This window comes from Providencia sp. UF-183 (assembly GCF_058246155.1).
The window spans coordinates 11,546-33,176 of record NZ_JBSICD010000023.1; the positions used below are offsets into that span (position 1 = coordinate 11,546).

Sequence of the window (21,631 nt, forward strand, 5' to 3'; positions counted from 1 at the left end):
TTGCCCTCGGATAAAGTCATTAACTACGTTGCGAATATTGCAACATTGTATTGTTAATATATCAATTTAAGCAATGCGAAACATCGCATATAGTAAATCCATAAACGCTTAAAAATAAGCGACAGGCAAATTGATTGCCTGACATAACGAACACAACAGAACAATGGAGTATGACAATGGCGAATTATTTTAACACATTGAATTTGCGTGAGCAGTTAGCTCAATTAGGCAAGTGCCGCTTTATGAAACGTGAAGAATTTGCGGATGAAGCTGGCTACCTGAAAGGGAAAAAAATCGTCATCGTCGGTTGTGGTGCACAAGGTCTGAACCAAGGCCTGAACATGCGTGACTCTGGTTTAGATATCGCTTATGCATTACGTGCAGAAGCGATTAGTGAAAAACGTGCTTCATGGCGCAAAGCCACTGAGAACGGCTTTAAAGTGGGTACGTATGAAGAATTGATCCCAACGGCAGACTTAGTTGTTAACTTAACGCCAGACAAACAACACTCTACCGTTGTTCGTGCTGTTCAACCAATGATGAAACAAGGTGCAGCACTGGGTTACTCACACGGCTTCAACATTGTTGAGGTTGGTGAAGAAATCCGTAAAGATATTACTGTTGTGATGGTTGCTCCAAAATGCCCAGGTACGGAAGTTCGTGAAGAATACAAACGTGGATTCGGTGTTCCAACTCTGATTGCTGTTCACCCAGAAAATGACCCGAAAGGCGAGGGGATGGCGATTGCTAAAGCATGGGCGGCTGCCACAGGTGGCCATCGTGCAGGTGTTCTGGAATCTTCATTTGTTGCGGAAGTTAAGTCTGACCTGATGGGTGAGCAAACCATTCTGTGTGGTATGTTGCAAGCAGGCGCATTACTGAGCTACGACAAAATGGTTGCAGACGGTGTTGAGCCAGGCTATGCCGGTAAATTGATTCAGTTTGGCTGGGAAACTATCACAGAAGCGCTGAAACAAGGTGGTATCACGCTGATGATGGATCGTTTATCTAACCCTGCGAAAGTCCGCGCATATGCGTTGTCTGAGCAACTGAAAACTATCATGGCACCACTGTTCCAAAAACATATGGATGACATCATTTCAGGTGAGTTCTCATCAACCATGATGGCTGACTGGGCAAATGATGATAAAAACCTGCTGACATGGCGTGAAGAGACAGGCCAATCTGCGTTTGAAAATTACCCTGAATATGCAGGAAAAATCGCAGAGCAAGAGTATTTCGACCACGGCGTTCTGTTAGTTGCAATGGTTAAAGCGGGTGTTGAATTAGCGTTCGATACTATGTTAGAAGCGGGTATCTTAGAAGAATCAGCATACTACGAGTCCCTGCACGAACTGCCACTGATTGCGAACACCATTGCGCGTAAGCGTTTATATGAAATGAACGTGGTTATTTCAGACACGGCGGAATACGGTAACTATCTGTTCTCATTTGCAGCTGTGCCGATGCTGAAAGACTTCATGACCAAGTTACAAGCGGGTGATTTAGCGAAGTCAGTTGCTGATAATGGTACAGATAACGCACAGTTACGTGATATCAATGAAGCAATTCGTAATCATCCTATCGAGAAAATCGGTAAGACTTTACGTGGTTATATGACGGATATGAAAAAGATTTCAGTTGGAAGTTAATTTTTCGTCACTCTTCGCGTGATAGGGGCGTTGGCTACATATTGTCGTCTTCCTCTGGCGCGAATGGTTTAGAAAAATGTATTGATGCAGTTGAAGAATAAAACCAAACCACATTGTTTCTAGGAATGATGTGGTTTTTTGTTTTTTATAAATAGGAAGGATCGTTGCTCAAGAGTTGGCTGGGTTTCTGCTACAATCTGTAGCGAGTTCCATTTTGAATAACTAAGTGATGTAGAGAAACCATGCGATTAAACCCAGGCCAGCAACAGGCAGTTGAATTTGTCGATGGTCCTTGCCTTGTATTGGCAGGGGCTGGATCAGGTAAAACCCGTGTTATTACCAACAAAATTGCACACTTGATCCGCCAATGTGGTTATCAACCACGGCAAATTGCTGCTGTCACTTTTACCAATAAAGCTGCACGCGAAATGAAAGAGCGTGTCGCACAAACCTTAGGTAAAAAAGAGGCGCGTGGGCTTATCATTTCAACCTTCCATACATTAGGTTTGGAAATTATTAAGCGTGAATATAAATCGCTAGGTATTAAAGCCAATTTTTCGCTGTTTGATGACCAAGACCAAATGGCATTACTCAAAGAGCTAACGTTTGATTTGCTTGAAGAAGATAAAGATTTACTACAGCAGTTGATCTCTGCGATCTCAAACTGGAAAAACGATCTTATCTCACCACAACAAGTTGTCGGGCAGGCACGAACGGAAAAAGAACACCACTTTGCAGAGTGTTACCGCCGTTATGAATTACATTTAAAAAGTTGCAACGTACTGGATTTTGACGATTTAATCAGTAAACCAACGCTTCTGTTGTATCAAAATGAAGAAGTGCGTGAACGCTGGCAGCAAAAAATCCGTTATTTGCTGGTGGATGAATACCAAGATACCAACACCAGCCAATATCAACTGGTGAAATTGCTGGTGGGGCAACGTGCTCGCTTTACGGTGGTTGGGGATGACGACCAATCGATTTACTCATGGCGTGGCGCAAGGCCGCAAAACTTGGTGTTACTTAGTCAAGATTTTCCTAAGTTAAACGTGATTAAGCTTGAGCAAAATTACCGTTCTTCAGGGCGTATTTTAAAAGCGGCGAATATCCTAATTGCGAACAACCCCCATGTATTTGAAAAAAAATTATTCTCTGAGCTGGGTTATGGTGTGCCATTAAAAGTTTTAACGGCAAATAATGAAGATCATGAAGCGGAGCGGGTAATTGGTGAACTTATCGCCCATCACTTTATCAACAAAACGGAATATAAAGATTATGCGATTTTATATCGCGGTAATCACCAGTCCCGAATTTTTGAAAAAATGTTGATGCAAAACCGTATTCCATATCGTATCTCTGGTGGTACTTCATTTTTCTCACGCCCTGAAATTAAGGATTTACTGGCTTATTTGCGAGTGCTAACTAACCCTGAAGATGACAGTGCTTTTTTACGCATTGTGAATACACCGCGCCGGGAAATTGGTCCAAAAACCATTCAAAAATTGGGGGAGTGGGCGAATCAACGGGGCAAAAGCTTATACCAAGCCAGTTTTGATTTAGGGCTAGAGCAAACCCTAAAAGGCAAAGGATTAGAGGCATTACAACGGTTTACTCAGTGGATGGACAGTATCGTTCGTACATCAGAGCGCGAGCCGTTGATTGCGGTACGTGACTTACTGCGCGAAATGGATTACGAAAGTTGGTTGTATGAAACATCAACCAGTACCAAAGCTGCTGAAATGCGGATGAAAAACGTCAATCAATTGTTTACTTGGATGAGTGAGATGGTGGAAGGGGATGAATTAAACGACCCGATGACGCTCAGCCAAGTGGTCACTCGTTTTACCTTACGCGATATGATGGAGCGCGGGGAGGATGATGAAGAATCTGACCAAGTTCAGCTAATGACTCTGCATGCATCTAAAGGGCTTGAATTTCCTTATGTTTTTCTGGTTGGTATGGAAGAAGGATTGCTTCCGCACCAAAGTAGTATTGACGAAAATAATATCGATGAAGAACGTCGTTTAGCGTATGTGGGGATCACTCGGGCACAAAGAGAGTTATTTTTTACGCATTGCCGCGAACGTCGTCAATATGGAGAGCTAATTCGCCCTGAGCTGAGTCGCTTCTTGCTTGAGTTGCCGCAAGATGACCTTGAATGGGAGCAACAGCGAAAAGTGGTTAGTGCCGAAGAACGTATGCAAAAAGGGCAATCTGCACTCGCGGATATTAAAGCACGGCTAGGGTTAAATAAGAAAAGTGATTGATAACAATTAGTTGAATTTCCACACTAGAATGATTCTAGTGTGGAATAGTCTAGCAATTCGAACTGTTACGTTCTTCCAGCTCTAGAACCCAATTCACATAACCTTGCCATTGAACCTCCTGCTGTAAGTTTTCTGCACGCAGCGGATGCTCAGATAACCAGCGGTATGGCAGCATAATGGTGAGCCTGTCAGTACTGGCATTTAACCTTAAGGCAGGTAAAGTGTCATCACGTCGGCGGCTTGCAAAAATAATGGCTAATCGAAGTAAACGACACAAATAGTAGGCTTGTTGCATGGGTAGTGCATTTTGTTGGCTGAGAGGGGCTAAATCAACAGGACCTTGTTGATTTCGTAACAACGCCGCTAGTAACCGTTTTTGAGCCGGTGTATAGCCAGGTAAATCCAAGTGAGTCATCAAATAACTGGCGTGTTCAGGGCCTCTGCGAAAATCAACACTCAGACCAATTTCATGCAATGCACAGGCGCTTGATAATAAATCGCGGCAACGAGTATCTAATTGCCAATCTTTCGCAACTTGCAGATAAAAATATTCAGCTAATTGACGAACACGGCCAGCTTGTTCGATGTCTACTTGGAAACGGCGCTGGATATTGCGTACGGTGCGAGCACGAATATCTTGCTCAATGGGCAATTCCAACATGCCATAAACCAAGCCTTCTCGCAGAGCCCCGCCCGCAAGTGTCATGTTATCGATATTTAACGCTTCAAAGATGGCAATTAAAATCGATAAACCACTCGGGAAAACCAGTGCGCGTTCAAACGTTAAGCCTTCAATTTCAAGCTCTTCAAGTTTTTGGCATAAAATGGCTTTGCGTTTTAACTGCTGCAATTTAGACAAGGTGATAAGTTCATCCATGCCTTGTGCAATCATGATTTCTTGGATTGCTTGCACAGTACCTGATGCGCCAACACAGATTTTCCAACCGTGAGTTTTTAAGGCTTCAGCAACAGGCTCGATCACTTTTTTTGCGGCGTCTTGGGCGGCTGAGAAATTTTCTTCCGTTAAGCTTCTATCACTGAAGTAGCGCTCAAGCCACGTGACACAACCCATTTCAAGGCTGTAGAGTTGCTCTGCTTTTGCGCCAGTTCCTGTGACAAGCTCGGTACTTCCCCCACCAATATCCACCACCAAGCGTTGGTCGGGGCCACCTGTCGTATGTGCAACGCCTTGGTAAATTAAGCGAGCTTCTTCTTCCCCTTGAATAACTTTAACGGGGTTTCCTAGGATTTTACTGGCTTTTTCGATGAAAATGTCAGCATTTTTTGCTAAACGCAGTGTTGCAGTTGCGACAACACGAATTTGTGTACTCGGGATATCTTGTAGATGTTCCGAAAAAAGTCGCAAGCATTGCCAACCACGTTCCATTGCTTGCTCAGAAAGGAGGTTATTTTTATCTAACCCCGCAGCAAGGCGAACTTTTCGCTTAACCCTAGAAATAACCTGTATGCTGCCAGCTGTTTCACGTACAACAAGCATGTGAAAGCTGTTTGAGCCTAAATCGATAGCAGCATAGAGAGAAGAAGATTTCAGCATAGCGTTTTTACTCAGCCTGGACGTTTATGGTTATTACGCGGACCATTGTGGCGACGCGGTGCATTTGAATTGCGACGCTGGCCTCCAGGGCGTGGGCGATGGCGGCGTTTAGGTGCAGGTAAGTCACTCAATAACGCATCGCTGTTATATTTACTCACTGGGATCGAATGTTGAATGTACTCTTCGATAGCAGGCAAGTTAAGCGCATATTCTTCACAAGCCAGACTAATTGAGTTACCACTTTCCCCAGCACGGCCAGTTCGGCCAATACGGTGAACGTAATCTTCACAGTCGTCAGGTAAATCATAGTTAAAGACGTGAGTCACAGATGGAATGTGTAATCCACGTGCTGCAACGTCAGTCGCGACTAAAATATCCAGTTGGCCTTGTGTGAATTGCTCTAAAATACGTAAACGTTTTTTCTGTGCAACATCACCCGTTAATAAGCCAACACGGTGACCATCGGCCGCTAAATGCGCCCAAATATCATCACAACGGTGCTTAGTATTAGCAAAAATAATACAGCGCTCAGGCCACTCTTCTTCGAGTAGGGTCTGTAGCAAACGCATTTTTTCTTCGTTAGAAGGGTAAAATAACTCTTCTTTAATACGATGGCCGGTTTTTTGTAGAGGCTCGACTTCAACATATTCAGGGTTATTCATTTGCTCAAAGGCAAGTTCTCTTACGCGATAAGACAACGTTGCGGAGAATAGCAGGTTCAGTCTGTCCGAAGCCCCTGGCATACGACGGAATAACCAACGAATATCTTTAATAAAACCAAGGTCGTACATACGGTCAGCTTCATCAAGCACGACGACTTGAATCGCAGCTAAGTCCACATGGCCTTGTTTTGCATAATCAATAAGGCGGCCAGTCGTTCCAATAAGGATGTCGACACCGTTTTGTAACACTTTTAGCTGCTCATCGTAGCCATCACCACCATAAGCGAGACCCATTTTCAGACCTGTGTATTCTGCCAATTCTTTGGCATCAGAGTAGATCTGAACAGCTAATTCACGAGTCGGTGCCATCATTAATGCACGTGGCTGATTCGCTTTTTTCCCTTCAATTGCAGGGTGGGTTAATAGATAATGAAACGTTGACGCTAAGAATGCTAACGTTTTACCTGTACCTGTTTGCGCTTGTCCCGCAACGTCTTTGCCTTCGACAGTGAAAGGCAACGTTGACGCCTGTATTGGCGTGCAATAATTGAAGCCTTTCTTGCTCAGAGCTTCAATGACTTTAGGGTGCAATGCGAAGTCGGAAAACTTCTTTTCTGTCAAGTGTGCTTTACTCATAGTATGTTAGAATATCAGTTAACGGTTGGTTTACGAAAGTGTATCTTTTGAAATAAAGCATACTGCTGCCAATAATGTTACACTAAGTCTGCAAAAAGATGATTCTTTGGAGTACAACATGAGCGACAAAATTATACATATAACTGATGCAAGCTTTGAAACTGCAGTTCTGAAATCAAGTTCACCTGTTCTCGTCGATTTTTGGGCAGCATGGTGTGGTCCTTGTAAAATGATAGCACCTATCCTTGATGAAGTTGCTGAAGAATATACAGGCAAATTGACCATCGCAAAACTGAATATTGATGATAATCCGGCTACCGCCCCAAAATATGGAATTCGTGGTATCCCGACGCTGTTATTATTCAAAAATGGTAGTGTGGCGGCGACTAAAGTTGGCGCATTATCTAAGACGCAACTGAAAGAATTTTTAGACGAAAATCTGTAAGTTATCGTTATATGTGATCTAAAACGTTTAGCGGTGTATCTATTTTATCAAGAGAGCCGCTAGACGTCCTCATCTAAGCATGATAAGTTATCACTATTCCTCGTGTAGCACCCGTATGATTTACCTTGTATTCCATTGCTCTTATCTAATACATCAAGCTAGTTAGTTCAGCATTACCATGATTGTTAATAATCAAAACTGGTGACGCAATGACTTTAAATATGAAAATTGAGAACATAGACATTGAGTTAAGCATCAGCTAGTTCAATATCCGTGTTTCACACGTGTTTTCGTATATGTTAAAGATAGTGCATAAACAGCGGTAATATCATGTAAGCGTGGTTAGATCTTCGGATGTAAAAACGTATCGGGAAAAATTTGCATTCAGTAAAATGTGTTTTTAAATGCGAAACTGAAATGAAATTTGCGATATTGGGATAGATGTTGTCCTAAATGTACAAAAAACTATTGCTAATGTTGTGTGTGTTTCTAATAATATGCCGTACATCATCCAGATGAATCATGGTCATATGTTAAAATAACTTAGCAGTGGCTAGCACAAATTTTTATGCATTGTTGTTGGTCTTTATTGAGTTGGCTACCAACAGGGCAGTTAAGTTAAACTGGCACTTAATAAATTAAGTTGCCGTCAATTAACGTTCATAGTTCGAGAATTACCCCGAGTTAAAGAACCCACCATTATGAATCTTACCGAATTAAAGAATACGCCAGTATCAGAATTGATTACGTTAGGCGAAAACATGGGGCTAGAGAATTTAGCCCGTATGAGAAAGCAGGATATTATTTTCTCCATTTTGAAGCAGCATGCAAAAAGTGGTGAGGATATTTTCGGCGATGGCGTACTGGAAATATTGCAGGATGGATTTGGTTTCCTCCGTTCAGCAGACAGTTCTTACCTCGCAGGTCCTGATGATATCTATGTTTCCCCTAGCCAAATCCGCCGTTTTAACCTACGCACAGGTGACACAATTTCAGGAAAAATTCGTCCTCCTAAAGAAGGTGAACGTTATTTTGCCCTCCTGAAAGTCAACGAAGTTAACTTCGATAAACCTGAAAATGCGCGTAGTAAAATCCTGTTCGAAAACTTAACCCCATTACATGCAAATAGTCGTCTGCGTATGGAACGTGGTAACGGTTCAACAGAAGATTTAACTGCACGTGTACTGGATTTAGCTGCACCGATTGGCCGTGGCCAACGTGGGTTGATTGTTGCTCCGCCAAAAGCGGGTAAAACCATGTTACTGCAAAATATCGCGGCTAATATTGCACACAACTACCCTGATTGCGTTCTGATGGTTCTGCTGATTGATGAGCGTCCTGAAGAGGTAACGGAAATGCAGCGTTTAGTTAAAGGTGAAGTAATTGCTTCTACCTTTGATGAGCCAGCTGCGCGTCACGTTCAAGTTGCTGAAATGGTTATCGAGAAAGCTAAACGTTTGGTTGAACATAAAAAAGACGTTATTATTTTACTCGATTCCATAACGCGTCTTGCTCGTGCGTATAACACCGTTGTTCCTTCATCCGGTAAAGTATTAACCGGTGGTGTGGATGCAAACGCATTACATCGTCCAAAACGTTTCTTCGGAGCTGCACGTAATGTTGAAGAGGGCGGGAGCCTGACAATCATTGCGACTGCACTGGTTGATACTGGTTCGAAAATGGATGAAGTTATTTACGAGGAGTTTAAAGGTACAGGTAACATGGAATTACACCTTTCCCGTAAGATTGCGGAAAAACGTGTCTTCCCTGCGATTGATTACAATCGCTCTGGTACTCGTAAAGAAGAACTTCTGACTTCTCAAGACGAGCTGCAAAAAATGTGGATCCTGCGTAAAATTATTCACCCAATGGGTGAAATTGATGCAATGGAATTCTTCATTAGCAAGTTAGCCATGACGAAAACGAATGAAGAGTTTTTTGACCTCATGAAGCGAGCTTAGTTGGGTAGGTAAAATAACTACTTATATTATCGAAAAAGGCCACTTTCTTAATTGAAGTGGCCTTTTGTTTATCTAGCAGGTTTTGTGCTATGTCTTATACTTAAATTACTTTTTAATAAACATTATTTTCTTAAGCATTAATCAAGATATTTTTAAACATACTTGTTTCTAACTCTGGTTGGCATGGATATTGCTTGTTTTAATTACATGATAATAGCTGAATGAAGCTATTCATTATTGGCGTAGTTTATTTTAAGTAACACACAAGAGCATTGATGTGTAATTCAAATAGAATAATGAGAGAGTGACTTGTGGATAGAGCACATTTTTTTACTAATCTTCTTTACGTATTGATATTTACGTTTTGTATGATTTTTATTGCTCGACTTGTAACAGCAAAAATTGGTTTGGTTGACAAACCGAATTTCAGGAAAAAACATGAAGGTTTAGTACCACTCGTTGGTGGAATTTCTATTTTTATAGGGATATGCTTTTCATTTTCCATCACAAATGAGTATATCCCACATAAGTGGTTGTATTTGTTATGTGCAGGTACCTTGGTATTTGTTGGTGCTTTGGATGACCGTTTTGACATCAGCGTTAAATTTAGAGCTTTCGTGCAAGCTTTTGTCGCCGTTTTGATGATGACAGTAGCGGGGCTTAAGTTAAACTCTCTGGGGCACGCATTTGGGCCTTGGGAACTTGTTCTTGGGCCGTTCTCATACATCGTGACATTATTTGCAGTATGGACGGCAATAAATTCCTTCAATATGATTGATGGAATCGATGGCCTTTTAGGCGGTGTGGCAAGCGTTGCTTTTGGTGCTTTAGGGCTTTTATTATATTTAAACGGTAATATGGCGTTAGCATTTTGGTGTTTTGCTTTTATTGCTGCGATTATCCCATACCTTGTTTTGAATCTTGAATTATTAGGTCGTCGGTTTAAAGTTTTTATGGGGGATGCAGGAAGTACATTAATCGGCTTCACCATTATCTGGATTTTGGTTGCTTCGACGCAAGAAGAAGTCCATCCAATCAACCCTGTTACCGCGTTGTGGATTATTGCTATTCCACTCATGGACATGGTGGCGATAATGTACCGTCGAATTCGTAAAGGAATGAGCCCATTTTCACCTGACCGTCAGCATATTCACCATTTAATCATGCGTTCTGGCTTTACACCGAAAGGGGCGTTTGTACTGATTACATTGTCAGCTGCATTTTTGGCATGTATTGGTATTATCGGTGAACGCTTAACATTTGTGCCTGAATGGGTAATGTTGGCATTATTTTTGCTTGTATTTATGATGTATGGTTATTGCATCAAACGAGCTTGGAAAGTCGCCCGTTTTATTAAACGAGTTAGACGTAAAGCGCGCAGAGGTGCAGTACGGTAACGAAAAAAACGAAAATAGAGGTTCTGTGCAGTGAATAACTCAGAAACACAACCGAGTCAGCATCAAACGCCAATAGAGCCGGAATTGGATATCCGTGGTTTATGTCGCTCCTTGTGGCAAGGCAAAATTTGGATCGTTGCATTTGCAGTTATTTTTGCTGCAATTGCGTTGGGAGCATCCTATTTTATGCAGCCAAAATGGAGTGCGACGGCGATTACGGATTTACCTACCGTGAATAATCTGGGAAGTTATTATTCTCAGCAACAGTTTCTGCGCAACCTCGATTCCCGTATTAACAGTACGGGTCAAGAAGGGCAATTGCCAACCATTGCGAAAGAAGCTTACCAAGAGTTTACTAAGCAACTCGGCTCTTACGATACTCGCCGTCAGTTCTGGCTGAGCACAGATTATTACAAACAACGGTTAGAAAATGATCCGAAAGCGGATGCGGCGCTGTTGGATGAACTTATTAATGATATCGAGTTCACGCCTGCCGATGAAGTGAAAAACCTAACCGACAGTATTAAGTTAGTGGCTGAAACATCAACAGATGCGAATCAGTTGTTACGTCAATACACGCAATTTGCGAATCAACGTGCAACTGCAAATCTGAATGATGAAATTAAAGGCACTTGGGCAACCAAAATGCAATCCATGAAAGCGTTAGTTAAGCGTGAAGATATGGTGGCAACTGCTGCTTATGAAAGACGTTTAAATGCGCTGGAACAAGCACTCAAAGTTGCTGAAAAACAAGGTATTGTACGCAATCAAAGTGCGACACCTGTAGATGAAATTCCAGATTCTAAAATGTTTATGTTAGGTGCTCCGTTATTGCAAGCACAAATTGAAACATTAAAAGCAACGGGTCCTGATCATGACTCCGATTATGATCAAAACATCGCGATGTTATCAACATTAAGTGTTGGGCCTACTCTCCAAGATAATTTTCAAGCGTACCGCTACTTGCGCACGCCTGAAGATCCAGTCAAACGCGATAGCCCACGTCGAGCCTTTATGATGGTTCTATGGGGGGCTATAGGCTTGTTAGTTGGTGCCGGAGTGGTACTTTCTCGCCGTCGCCCATCTTGATTTTGGGATAAGCCACTGACACATTCGTCAGTGGCTTGATAAAGTCATTAAGATTAAATAAGCAGCACACTGCATAAGATAAATATAAGAGAGTCACTGTGAAAGTATTGACTGTATTCGGCACACGACCAGAAGCCATCAAAATGGCACCGTTGGTTCATGCATTGGCGAATGATGCAGATTTTGAAGCAAAAGTTTGTGTCACTGCACAGCATCGTGAAATGCTCGATCAAGTACTGAAACTGTTTGAGATCACTCCAGATTACGATCTCAATATTATGAAGCCAGGGCAAGATTTAACCGATATTACTTGTCGTATCCTCGAAGGTCTGAAAAGTGTTTTTGCTGATTTTCAGCCTGATGTTGTGCTTGTTCATGGGGACACCGCAACGACCATGGCAACGAGCCTAGCTGCGTTTTACCATCGTATTCCTGTTGGGCACGTTGAAGCCGGGTTGCGTACGGGAAACCTGTATTCCCCATGGCCTGAAGAAGCCAACCGCAAAATTGCAGGGCACTTAGCGATGTATCACTTCGCGCCAACGGAAAATTCACGCCAAAACCTGTTAAAAGAGTCAATTCCAGACAGTCATATATTTGTGACAGGCAACAGCGTGATTGACGCGTTGTTATGGGTACGAGACAAAGTCATGAGCGACCAGCACATGATGGAAAAATTGGGTGCAAACTACCCATTTATTGACCCTAATAAGAAAATGATTTTAGTTACAGGCCATCGCCGCGAAAGCTTTGGTGGTGGTTTTGAGCGTATTTGCCACGCATTGGCGGAAATTGCACAGGCACACCCAGATGTACAAGTGGTTTACCCTGTACACTTGAACCCGAATGTCAGTGAGCCTGTAAAGCGTATTTTACATGATATCGATAATATTATTTTAATTAGCCCTCAAGAATACCTTCCATTTGTCTACTTAATGAATCATGCCTATTTGATTCTGACAGATTCCGGGGGCATTCAAGAGGAAGCCCCTTCTCTTGGCAAGCCTGTTCTGGTAATGAGAGATACCACAGAGCGACCTGAAGCGGTTGACGCGGGTACAGTTCGCTTAGTAGGAACAGATACACAAAAAATTGTTAATGAAGTTAATCGGTTACTGACAGATGATGCGGAATATCATGAAATGAGCCGCGCACATAACCCGTATGGGGATGGTCATGCTTGTCAGCGTATTCTTACAGCATTAAAAAGTAATCAGGTGAAATTATGAGTTTTGAAACTATTTCTGTTATTGGCCTTGGTTATATCGGTTTACCAACAGCAGCAGCCTTTGCATCACGTAAAAAACAGGTTGTCGGTGTAGATGTTAACCAACATGCGGTGGATACCATTAATCAGGGGAAAATCCACATTGTGGAACCTGAACTTGATATCGTGGTGAAAAAAGCCGTTGAAGAAGGTCACTTGAAAGCTTTTACAAAGCCACAGTCAGCCGATGCTTATTTGATTGCTGTTCCTACACCATTTAAAGGTGATCACGAACCCGATTTAGCCTATGTTCGTTCTGCGGCAGAGTCGATTGCGCCTGTGCTGAAAAAAGGGGACTTAGTCATTCTTGAGTCTACTTCTCCAGTGGGCACAACCGAGCAAATGTCCCAATGGATGGCCGAAGCGCGCCCTGATTTAACATTCCCACATCAAGCAGGCGAAGATGCAGACATCGATGTGGCTTATTGCCCAGAGCGTGTACTGCCGGGCCAAGTGATGGTCGAATTAATTAAAAATGACCGTGTAGTTGGCGGTATGACACCAAAATCTTCACTGCGTGCGAGTGAGCTATACAACATTTTCCTTGAAGGTGAATGTGTGATCACCAATTCAAGAACCGCAGAAATGTGCAAATTAACGGAAAACAGCTTCCGTGACGTCAATATCGCATTTGCCAATGAATTGTCATTAATTTGTGCTGAGCAAGATATCAACGTGTGGGAGCTTATCAGCCTCGCAAATCGCCATCCGCGCGTGAATATTTTACAACCGGGTCCAGGCGTTGGTGGCCACTGTATCGCGGTTGACCCATGGTTTATTGTTGCTCAAAACCCGAAACAATCACGTTTGATCCACACTGCACGTTTAGTGAATGATGGCAAACCAATTTGGGTGGTTGACCAAGTGAAAGCCGCTGTTGCCGATTGTTTAGTGGAAACGGGCAAAAAAGCGAGTGAAGTCACCATTGCCTGTTTCGGCCTTTCATTTAAACCGAACATTGATGATTTACGTGAAAGCCCAGCAATGCACATCACGAAAATGGTCGCGAATTGGAACCCGGGTAAAACTTACGCCGTTGAGCCACATATCGAAGAATTGCCAACATCATTGAAAGGTATTTCTGAGCTAGTTTCTATTGAAAAAGCTGTCAATGAGGCGGATGTGATCCTGATGTTAGTTGACCACAATGTCTTTAAAGGCATTCAAGGTTCAGCAATCCCACAAAAATGGGTTGTGGATACAAAAGGAGTTTGGCGTTGAAACGCATTCTAATCACCGGAGGCGCGGGTTTTATTGGCTCCGCAGTGGTTCGTCATATCATTGAGAACACGAACGACAGTGCGATTGTGGTTGATTGCCTGACTTATGCAGGCAACCTTGAATCCCTTGCGTCTGTTGAGAGCAGTGAACGCTATGCGTTTGAGCAAGTGAACATCTGCGACCGACAAGCACTTGACCGCGTTTTTGCGCAATACCAGCCAGATGCGGTTATGCATCTGGCGGCAGAAAGCCACGTTGACCGCTCTATTGATGGACCCGCTGCCTTCATTGAAACCAACATTGTGGGTACTTACACACTGTTAGAAGCCGCTCGTCACTATTGGTCTGCATTAGATGAAGGGAAAAAAGCCGCATTTCGCTTCCACCATATCTCGACAGACGAAGTGTACGGTGATTTAGATGGCCCAGAAGGTTTCTTTACAGAAACAACGCCTTATGCGCCAAGCAGCCCATACTCTGCCTCTAAAGCATCCAGTGACCACTTGGTGCGTGCGTGGCAAAGAACCTATGGTTTGCCAACCATGATCACCAACTGCTCAAATAACTACGGGCCGTATCATTTTCCTGAGAAATTGATCCCCTTAATTATTTTAAACGCCTTGGCAGGCAAACCACTGCCAGTGTACGGCAAAGGTGAGCAAATTCGCGATTGGCTGTTTGTGGAAGACCATGCACGTGCTTTGCATTTGGTGGCAACAACGGCGCAGGCTGGCACCACTTACAATATTGGTGGGCACAACGAACGCCGCAATATTGACGTTGTTGAAACCATTTGTGAGCTGCTTGAAGAGCTACACCCGCAGAAACCACAAGGTGTGGCACATTACCGCGACTTAATTACCTATGTGAAAGACCGACCGGGTCATGATATGCGCTATGCTATTGATGCGGCAAAAATTGAGCGTGAATTGGGCTGGAAACCCGAAGAAACGTTTGAGTCTGGCATTCGCAAAACGGTCTTATGGTATTTGAATAACGAAACGTGGTGGCGTCGTGTACAAGATGGCTCCTACGCAGGTGAACGCTTAGGCCTTGGCAATTAGGTGAAACCATGAAAGGTATTATTTTAGCAGGGGGATCGGGAACGCGTTTGCACCCAATTACCCGCGGTATTTCCAAACAATTGTTGCCTATCTATGATAAGCCAATGATTTACTACCCGCTTTCAGTTTTGATGTTAGCGGGTATTCGCGAAATTTTAATTATTTCGACTCCAGATGATTTACCCATGTTCAAACGCCTATTGGGTGATGGGCATGAGTTTGGTATTGAACTGAGTTATGCAGAGCAACCGTCACCTGATGGATTAGCCCAAGCCTTTATTATTGGTGAAGAATTTATCAATGGTGATAGCTGCTGTTTAGTCTTAGGGGACAATATCTTCTTTGGCCACTCGTTCAGCCCGAAACTGAAATCTGTCGCAGAGCGCACCCAAGGAGCAACGGTATTTGGCTATCAAGTGATGGATCCAGAGCGTTTTGGTGTGGTGGAATTTGACGATAATTTTAAAGCCTTATCCATCGAAGAAAAACCTATAAAACCGAAATCCAACTGGGCCGTCACAGGGTTGTATTTTTATGACTCTCAAGTGGTTGAATTTGCTAAGCAAGTTAAGCCATCTGAACGTGGTGAGTTAGAAATTACCTCCATCAACCAAATGTATTTAGAGCGTGGGCAGTTAAATGTTGAGCTTCTCGGTCGTGGTTTTGCATGGTTGGATACGGGCACTCACGACAGCTTGATTGAAGCGGGTACATTTGTACAAACCGTTGAAAAACGTCAAGGTTTTAAAGTTGCTTGCTTAGAAGAGATTGCATGGCGTAATGGCTGGTTAACGGATGAACAAGTCGCCGAGTCTGCGCAGCACCTAAAAAAAACCGGTTATGGGCAATATTTAGAGGATTTACTCCGTGTCCGTCCGCGCCAGTATTGATGCCTTACAGTGGGAGAGCGACTTTTTTCATCGCTCAACTGCAAAGTTAAATTTTTCGGGGGAAAACCTCGAAACTGTCCTTGCTTATCAAATGGATGCGTACGATATCATCCAAGCCAAGGTTGCTGCGTCTGAAACACAGTTGATTGATGATTTAACCAGTATGGGTTTTTCATTTGTTGAAGGTGAGACGGACTTTGCACTCACTATTGGCACAGAAAATGCTTATCTAAAGGCAGGTTTAACGGCGGCAGATAGCGTTGTTGCAGCACAAGTGGATGACGTCCCTTTGTTACAACAAGCGGCTGCCTCTGTCTTTAGCAATAGCCGCTTTCGTGCTCCTTGGTATCGTGAAGGGGATAGCGGGCGGTTTTACGCTTTGTGGATAGAAAAAGCCGTGCTAGGTACGTTTGACCATACTTGCTTGTTAGTCAAAGACGCCTCAGGCGGCATTTTAGGCTTTGTGAGTTTGCGCCATATTGACGATGATACTGCACGCATCGGGTTATTAGCGAAAATGCCTGAAGCGCAAGGGCGAGGTATTGGTCGCAAGTTGATGTCTGCGGCGTTCGACTGGTGTGTGCAACACCAAAAAAGACAGTTAAATGTTGCCACCCAAATCAGTAATGTTGCGGCATTAAATCTTTATTCACGTAGCGGTGCGGCAATTGCCAGTACCGCCTATTGGTTATACAGGGGACAACATGATTCCATTTAATAAACCACCCGTTGTAGGTACTGAATTAGAGTATATGAGACAAGCCATGGAAAGTGGCAAACTGTGTGGTGATGGTGGCTTCACTAAACGTTGTGAAGAGTGGATGGAAAAACGTTTTAACTGCCCGAAAGTGCAGTTGACGCCATCTTGCACGGCGTCATTAGAAATGGCGGCGATCCTGATTGATATTAAGCCTGGCGATGAAGTGATCATGCCAAGCTTTACCTTTGTATCAACCTCAAACGCATTTGTTCTGCGCGGTGCAAAAATTGTTTTTGTGGATATCCGCCCAGACACCATGAACATTGATGAAACCAAAATCGAAGCGGCGATCACCGAACGTACGCGTGCGATTGTACCCGTTCACTACGCAGGTGTTGCGTGTGAAATGGACACCATCATGGGTATTGCCAAAAAGCATGATTTATTCGTTATTGAAGATGCGGCGCAAGGCGTGATGTCAACCTACAAAGGCAAGGCGTTAGGAACAATTGGGCACATTGGTTGTTACAGTTTCCATGAAACCAAAAACTACTCTTCCGGTGGGGAAGGTGGTGCGACCTTAATCAACGATAAAGACTTAATCAGCCGCGCTGAAGTCATTCGTGAAAAAGGCACAAACCGTAGCCAATTCTTCCGTGGGCAAGTGGATAAATATACGTGGCGTGACATTGGCTCCAGCTATCTGTTATCTGACTTACAAGCGGCATATCTGTGGGCTCAACTGGAAGAAGCAGACAAAATTAACGAGCGTCGTTTATTGCTGTGGAAGCGTTACTACGAAGCATTGCAACCGCTGGTGGATGCAGGCCGTTTAGTGTTAGCCACTGTGCCTGAAGGTCTGGTTCACAACGCCCATATGTTCTACATCAAATTGAAAGATGTGGAAGAGCGCACTGCATTCAATGAGTTTATGAAGTCTCACGGCGTGTTAACGGTGTTCCACTACGTTGCACTGCATACAAGCCCAGCAGGACTTGAGTTTGGTCGCTTCCAGGGTGAAGACAAATACACCACCAAAGAAAGTGACCGTCTGGTGCGTTTGCCGATGTTCTACAACATGACGGATGCCGAACAGCAAACCGTTATCGAGCACATTAAGGCGTTCTTTGCCTAATGTCGTTAGCTAAAGCCTCTGTTTGGACAGCTGGGTCTACCCTGATTAAAATCGGGGCAGGCCTACTTATCGTTAAATTACTGGCAATTGCATTTGGCCCGAGTGGCGTAGGGTTGGCGGGGAATTTCCGCCAATTGATTACTGTTCTTGGTGTGTTGTCAGGTGCGGGGATTTTCAATGGTGTCACAAAATATGTGGCAGAGCACCATCAAGACCCGGTCAAGCTTCGTGCCGTTTTAGGGACGTCATCAACGCTAATTCTCAGCTTTTCAACGTTATTAGCCGTTATTTTCTTACTATTTAGTGGTGCTATCAGTCAGGTATTATTTGATAGCCCTGATTATGCCTCTGTGATTTATGCCGTGGCATTTATTCAGATGGGGATTGCATACGCAAACTACTTCTTAGCCATCTTAAAAGGTTATAGAGACGCATCAGGCAATGCTCAAGCTATCATTTTAGGGAGCTTAGTGGGTGTTGTTGCCTATTATTTGTGCTATACCTTGGGGGGATATGAAGGCGCGCTTGCGGGCTTAGCCCTTGTGCCAGCCTTAGTTGTCTTACCCGCAGGTTTGATGATTATTCGCCGCAAACAATTTGCACTGTCAATGCTGAAACCCGCTTGGGATAAAGCCATTGCAACGCACTTGGGTAAGTTTACCATCATGGCGTTGTTAACGTCGGTGACGTTGCCTGTCGCTTATATTATGATGCGAAACCTATTAGCAGAGCGTTATAGCTGGGACGATGTTGGGTTATGGGCTGGAGTGAGCACGATTTCAGATGCTTACTTGCAGTTTATTACTGCGTCATTTTCGGTGTATTTATTGCCGACACTTTCCCGCTTACAGCATAAAAGCGAAATTTCATCTGAAATCATTAAAGCCTTAAAATTTGTCTTACCCGCTGTTGCTGTTGCCAGTTTTATGGTGTGGCTCCTGCGTGATTTTGCTATTTGGCTGCTATTTTCTGAAAAATTTACAGGAATGCGCGACTTATTTGCTTGGCAGCTTGTGGGTGACGTACTGAAAGTTGGTGCCTATGTGTTTGGTTATTTGGTAATAGCCAAAGCTGCATTACGTTTTTATGTCCTAACCGAATTGAGTCAATTTGTGTTGCTGATGGGCTTTGCTCACTGGCTTATCCCTGAGCATGGCGCGGTTGGTGCGACACAGGCCTATATGGCCACTTATATCGTATACTTTACTTTATGTTGTTGCGTATTTTTGATTTACCGTAGGCGAGCATGACAACCTTAATACATGTACTGGGATCGAATCTCCCACATCATAACCAGACGGTTTTAACGTTTTTTAATGACGTTATTAGCCAAGAGATGGCACCGTCACAAAAACCGCATTTTATGGTCGTAAGCGATGATGCGGGGCTTGCTGACGCTTATCCACAGCTCGAAATTGACGTTTTTGCAAATAAAAAATCCATCGCAAACGGTGTGATAAAGCGGGCGAAAGCAGATCGCCGCACTCGTTTCTTCTTCCATGGGCAATTTAATGCACCAATTTGGCTGGCACTGTTATTTGGCCAAATCAAGACTCACCAGTTTTGGTGGCATATTTGGGGTGCAGACCTGTATGAAGAATCTAGTTCACTGAAATTCAAACTGTTTTATGTTTTGCGTCGTTTGGCGCAAAAAAAAGTGGGGCATGTTTGTGCGACACGGGGCGATTTATGTTATTTCCACCAGTCGAACCCTAAAGTGCCTGCTTCAGTGCTGTATTTCCCGACACGGATGGATCCCGCTTTAACGGTGAGCGAACGTAAGCCACGTGAAGGCGAGCAACTGACTATCCTGCTCGGTAACTCGGGTGACCGTTCTAATCGCCATGTAGAGGCTCTGGGGGCGATTAAACAGCAGTTTGGTGATAAGGCCCGTGTGATTATCCCAATGGGGTATCCCGCAAACAACCACGTTTATATTCAACAAGTGGAAGACGCGGCAGGTAGCACATTTTCAGCGGGTCAGGTCGAGATACTCAAAGAGCGTATGGCATTCAGCGATTACCTTAACTTGTTGAAAACCTGCGATCTGGGTTATTTCATTTTTAATCGCCAGCAAGGGGTTGGTACCGTTTGCTTATTGATTCAATTCGGTATTCCGTTTGTGATCAGTCGTCAAAATACGTTTTGGCAGGATTTAACGGCGCAAAATGTGCCCGTATTTTTCTATGGTGATGAATTAACGACCTCGCTGGTGGATGAAGCACAGCGCCAAATGACGTTGTTGGATAAAGCCAATATTGAATTTTTTGCTCCAAACTTTACTGAGGGTTGGAAAGCTATCCTCAGTGTTGCGGAGGGGCGAGCATGACGCTAATGGAGTTAGGTGGCTTAGCGCTAGTCTACCTGATATCAATTATCTTTATCGGCACCTTGCTGTATAAAGAGTTTTTACGTGTTCGTTTTAACTTCAACATTTTCTTTTCAATGTTGTATTTATTGACGTTTTATTTCGGTTTCCCGTTAACCTGTGCCTTAGTGTTCCAGTTTGATGTGGCAGTCGTGACAGCGGATTACCTTTTGTATGCGCAGCTTGCGGCGACCAGTTTTTATGCCATCTATTATGTAGCCTATAAAACGCGTCTGTCGCGCAGAGTAGATACTTCACGGCGTGCGCTGTTTAGCATGAATAAAGTCGAAACCAACCTCACTTGCATGTTATTAATCGCTATTGCGGTAGTGACGGTGGGTATCTTCTTTATGCAGAACGGTTTTTTACTGTTTAAGTTGAAATCCTACAGCCAAATTTTCTCCAGCCAAGTTTCAGGGGTTGCATTGAAGCGGTTTTTCTACTTCTTCATCCCTGCCATGTTGATTGTCTATTTTCTGCGACCAACGCAAAAACGCTGGATTTTCTTCCTTATCAGCACCGTCGCTTTTGGCTTTTTAACCTACGTTATCGTGGGTGGAACACGAGCGAATATCATCATCGCTTTCGCATTATTTTTATTTATCGGCATCGTCAGAGGCTGGATCACACTCTGGATGCTGGCTGCGGCAGGCGTCGCCAGTATTGTCGGGATGTTCTGGTTGGCATTAAAACGTTATGGGTTGGATGTAAGCGGCTCTGAAGCGTATTACACCTTCTTGTACCTGACCCGAGATACGTTCTCACCATGGGAAAACCTTGCCTTATTACTCAGCCATTATGATGAGATGGATTTCCAAGGACTTGCGCCGATCATTCGCGATTTCTATGTATTTATTCCATCGTGGGTGTGGCCAGAGCGGCCAGATACCGTGCTGAACTCAGCGAACTATTTTACTTGGGAAGTGTTGAATAACCATTCTGGGTTAGCCATTTCACCGACCTTGATTGGCTCATTAGTGGTGATGGGTGGGGTGATTTTCATTCCGCTTGGTGCAATCGCTGTGGGCTTGATTATTAAGTGGTTTGACTGGATTTACGGCATGAGCTTGCAAGAACCTAACCGTTATAAGGCCGCGATTATGCAGGCATTTTGCTTCGGTGCGATTTTCAACATTATTGTATTAGCACGTGAAGGCGTTGATTCTTTTGTCTCGCGGGTGGTTTTTTTCTGTTTAATTTTCGGGTTATGCCTGATTTTGGCAAAACTCCTGTATTGGTTATTTGAAAGTGCGGGGCTTATCCGCACAAAAACAGCTTCTTTCTTGAGAAGCCAACAACGTGAAAGTCGTTAAGGAAGCATC

At 43.7% G+C, this 21,631-nt stretch carries 17 protein-coding genes; 15 read left to right on the plus strand and 2 right to left on the minus strand.

Annotation, left to right across the window (positions count from 1 at the left end; translation table 11 throughout):
* The first annotated feature begins 176 nt into the window (after positions 1-176).
* On the plus strand, positions 177-1,652 hold the full coding sequence (gene ilvC, locus AC4IFT_RS18275; protein ID WP_219244979.1) for a ketol-acid reductoisomerase: 1,476 nt from the start codon (positions 177-179) through the stop codon (positions 1,650-1,652).
* A 242-nt stretch (positions 1,653-1,894) separates the two neighbouring features.
* Positions 1,895-3,919 (plus strand): DNA helicase Rep, encoded by a 2,025-nt coding sequence (gene rep / locus AC4IFT_RS18280; RefSeq protein ID WP_490736589.1) that lies wholly within the window; start codon positions 1,895-1,897, stop codon positions 3,917-3,919.
* 49 nt (positions 3,920-3,968) lie between these two features.
* On the opposite strand, the gene gppA is transcribed toward rep, so the two are convergent.
* Positions 3,969-5,474, minus strand: a complete 1,506-nt coding sequence (gene gppA, locus AC4IFT_RS18285; protein WP_490752194.1) for a guanosine-5'-triphosphate,3'-diphosphate diphosphatase — start codon at positions 5,472-5,474, stop codon at positions 3,969-3,971.
* A gap of 11 nt (positions 5,475-5,485) precedes the next feature.
* Complete coding sequence (gene rhlB, locus AC4IFT_RS18290; protein WP_490752196.1) at positions 5,486-6,772, minus strand: ATP-dependent RNA helicase RhlB; 1,287 nt, start codon at positions 6,770-6,772, stop codon at positions 5,486-5,488.
* Between the two features lie 118 nt (positions 6,773-6,890).
* Here rhlB and trxA point away from each other — a divergent pair, with 118 nt between their 5' ends.
* The 13 genes from trxA (at position 6,891) to wzyE (ending at position 21,622) form a co-directional block, all read left to right on the plus strand.
* Positions 6,891-7,217 carry a thioredoxin TrxA gene (gene trxA, locus AC4IFT_RS18295; RefSeq protein ID WP_353244195.1) on the plus strand — a complete coding sequence of 109 codons (327 nt, stop codon included), beginning with the start codon at positions 6,891-6,893 and terminating at the stop codon, positions 7,215-7,217.
* Between the two features lie 701 nt (positions 7,218-7,918).
* Entirely contained in the window at positions 7,919-9,178 is a 1,260-nt protein-coding gene (gene rho, locus AC4IFT_RS18300; RefSeq protein ID WP_490736596.1) for a transcription termination factor Rho, read from the plus strand.
* Between the two features lie 311 nt (positions 9,179-9,489).
* Positions 9,490-10,575 carry a UDP-N-acetylglucosamine--undecaprenyl-phosphate N-acetylglucosaminephosphotransferase gene (wecA, locus tag AC4IFT_RS18305; RefSeq protein WP_490752198.1) on the plus strand — a complete coding sequence of 362 codons (1,086 nt, stop codon included), beginning with the start codon at positions 9,490-9,492 and terminating at the stop codon, positions 10,573-10,575.
* A gap of 30 nt (positions 10,576-10,605) precedes the next feature.
* On the plus strand, positions 10,606-11,664 hold the full coding sequence (gene wzzE / locus AC4IFT_RS18310) for an ECA polysaccharide chain length modulation protein (protein ID WP_490736600.1): 1,059 nt from the start codon (positions 10,606-10,608) through the stop codon (positions 11,662-11,664).
* A 98-nt stretch (positions 11,665-11,762) separates the two neighbouring features.
* Positions 11,763-12,893, plus strand: a complete 1,131-nt coding sequence (wecB, locus tag AC4IFT_RS18315) for a non-hydrolyzing UDP-N-acetylglucosamine 2-epimerase (protein WP_219244971.1) — start codon at positions 11,763-11,765, stop codon at positions 12,891-12,893.
* A complete protein-coding gene (gene wecC, locus AC4IFT_RS18320) occupies positions 12,890-14,152 on the plus strand; it encodes a UDP-N-acetyl-D-mannosamine dehydrogenase (protein WP_490736602.1) in 1,263 nt (420 codons plus the stop codon). The genes wecB and wecC overlap by 4 nt, the downstream gene beginning before the upstream one ends.
* Entirely contained in the window at positions 14,149-15,216 is a 1,068-nt protein-coding gene (rffG, locus tag AC4IFT_RS18325; protein WP_490752200.1) for a dTDP-glucose 4,6-dehydratase, read from the plus strand. The genes wecC and rffG overlap by 4 nt, the downstream gene beginning before the upstream one ends.
* A gap of 8 nt (positions 15,217-15,224) precedes the next feature.
* A complete protein-coding gene (rfbA, locus tag AC4IFT_RS18330) occupies positions 15,225-16,106 on the plus strand; it encodes a glucose-1-phosphate thymidylyltransferase RfbA (protein WP_490752202.1) in 882 nt (293 codons plus the stop codon).
* Entirely contained in the window at positions 16,084-16,824 is a 741-nt protein-coding gene (rffC, locus tag AC4IFT_RS18335; RefSeq protein WP_490736608.1) for a dTDP-4-amino-4,6-dideoxy-D-galactose acyltransferase, read from the plus strand. The genes rfbA and rffC overlap by 23 nt, the downstream gene beginning before the upstream one ends.
* Positions 16,811-17,941, plus strand: coding sequence for a dTDP-4-amino-4,6-dideoxygalactose transaminase (rffA, locus tag AC4IFT_RS18340; protein ID WP_490736610.1), 1,131 nt, complete (start codon positions 16,811-16,813; stop codon positions 17,939-17,941). The genes rffC and rffA overlap by 14 nt, the downstream gene beginning before the upstream one ends.
* Entirely contained in the window at positions 17,941-19,191 is a 1,251-nt protein-coding gene (gene wzxE / locus AC4IFT_RS18345; protein WP_490752204.1) for a lipid III flippase WzxE, read from the plus strand. The genes rffA and wzxE overlap by 1 nt, the downstream gene beginning before the upstream one ends.
* Positions 19,188-20,270 carry a TDP-N-acetylfucosamine:lipid II N-acetylfucosaminyltransferase gene (locus tag AC4IFT_RS18350; protein WP_490752206.1) on the plus strand — a complete coding sequence of 361 codons (1,083 nt, stop codon included), beginning with the start codon at positions 19,188-19,190 and terminating at the stop codon, positions 20,268-20,270. The genes wzxE and AC4IFT_RS18350 overlap by 4 nt, the downstream gene beginning before the upstream one ends.
* A complete protein-coding gene (wzyE, locus tag AC4IFT_RS18355; protein ID WP_490752208.1) occupies positions 20,267-21,622 on the plus strand; it encodes an ECA oligosaccharide polymerase in 1,356 nt (451 codons plus the stop codon). The genes AC4IFT_RS18350 and wzyE overlap by 4 nt, the downstream gene beginning before the upstream one ends.
* Positions 21,623-21,631: the final 9 nt, after the last annotated feature.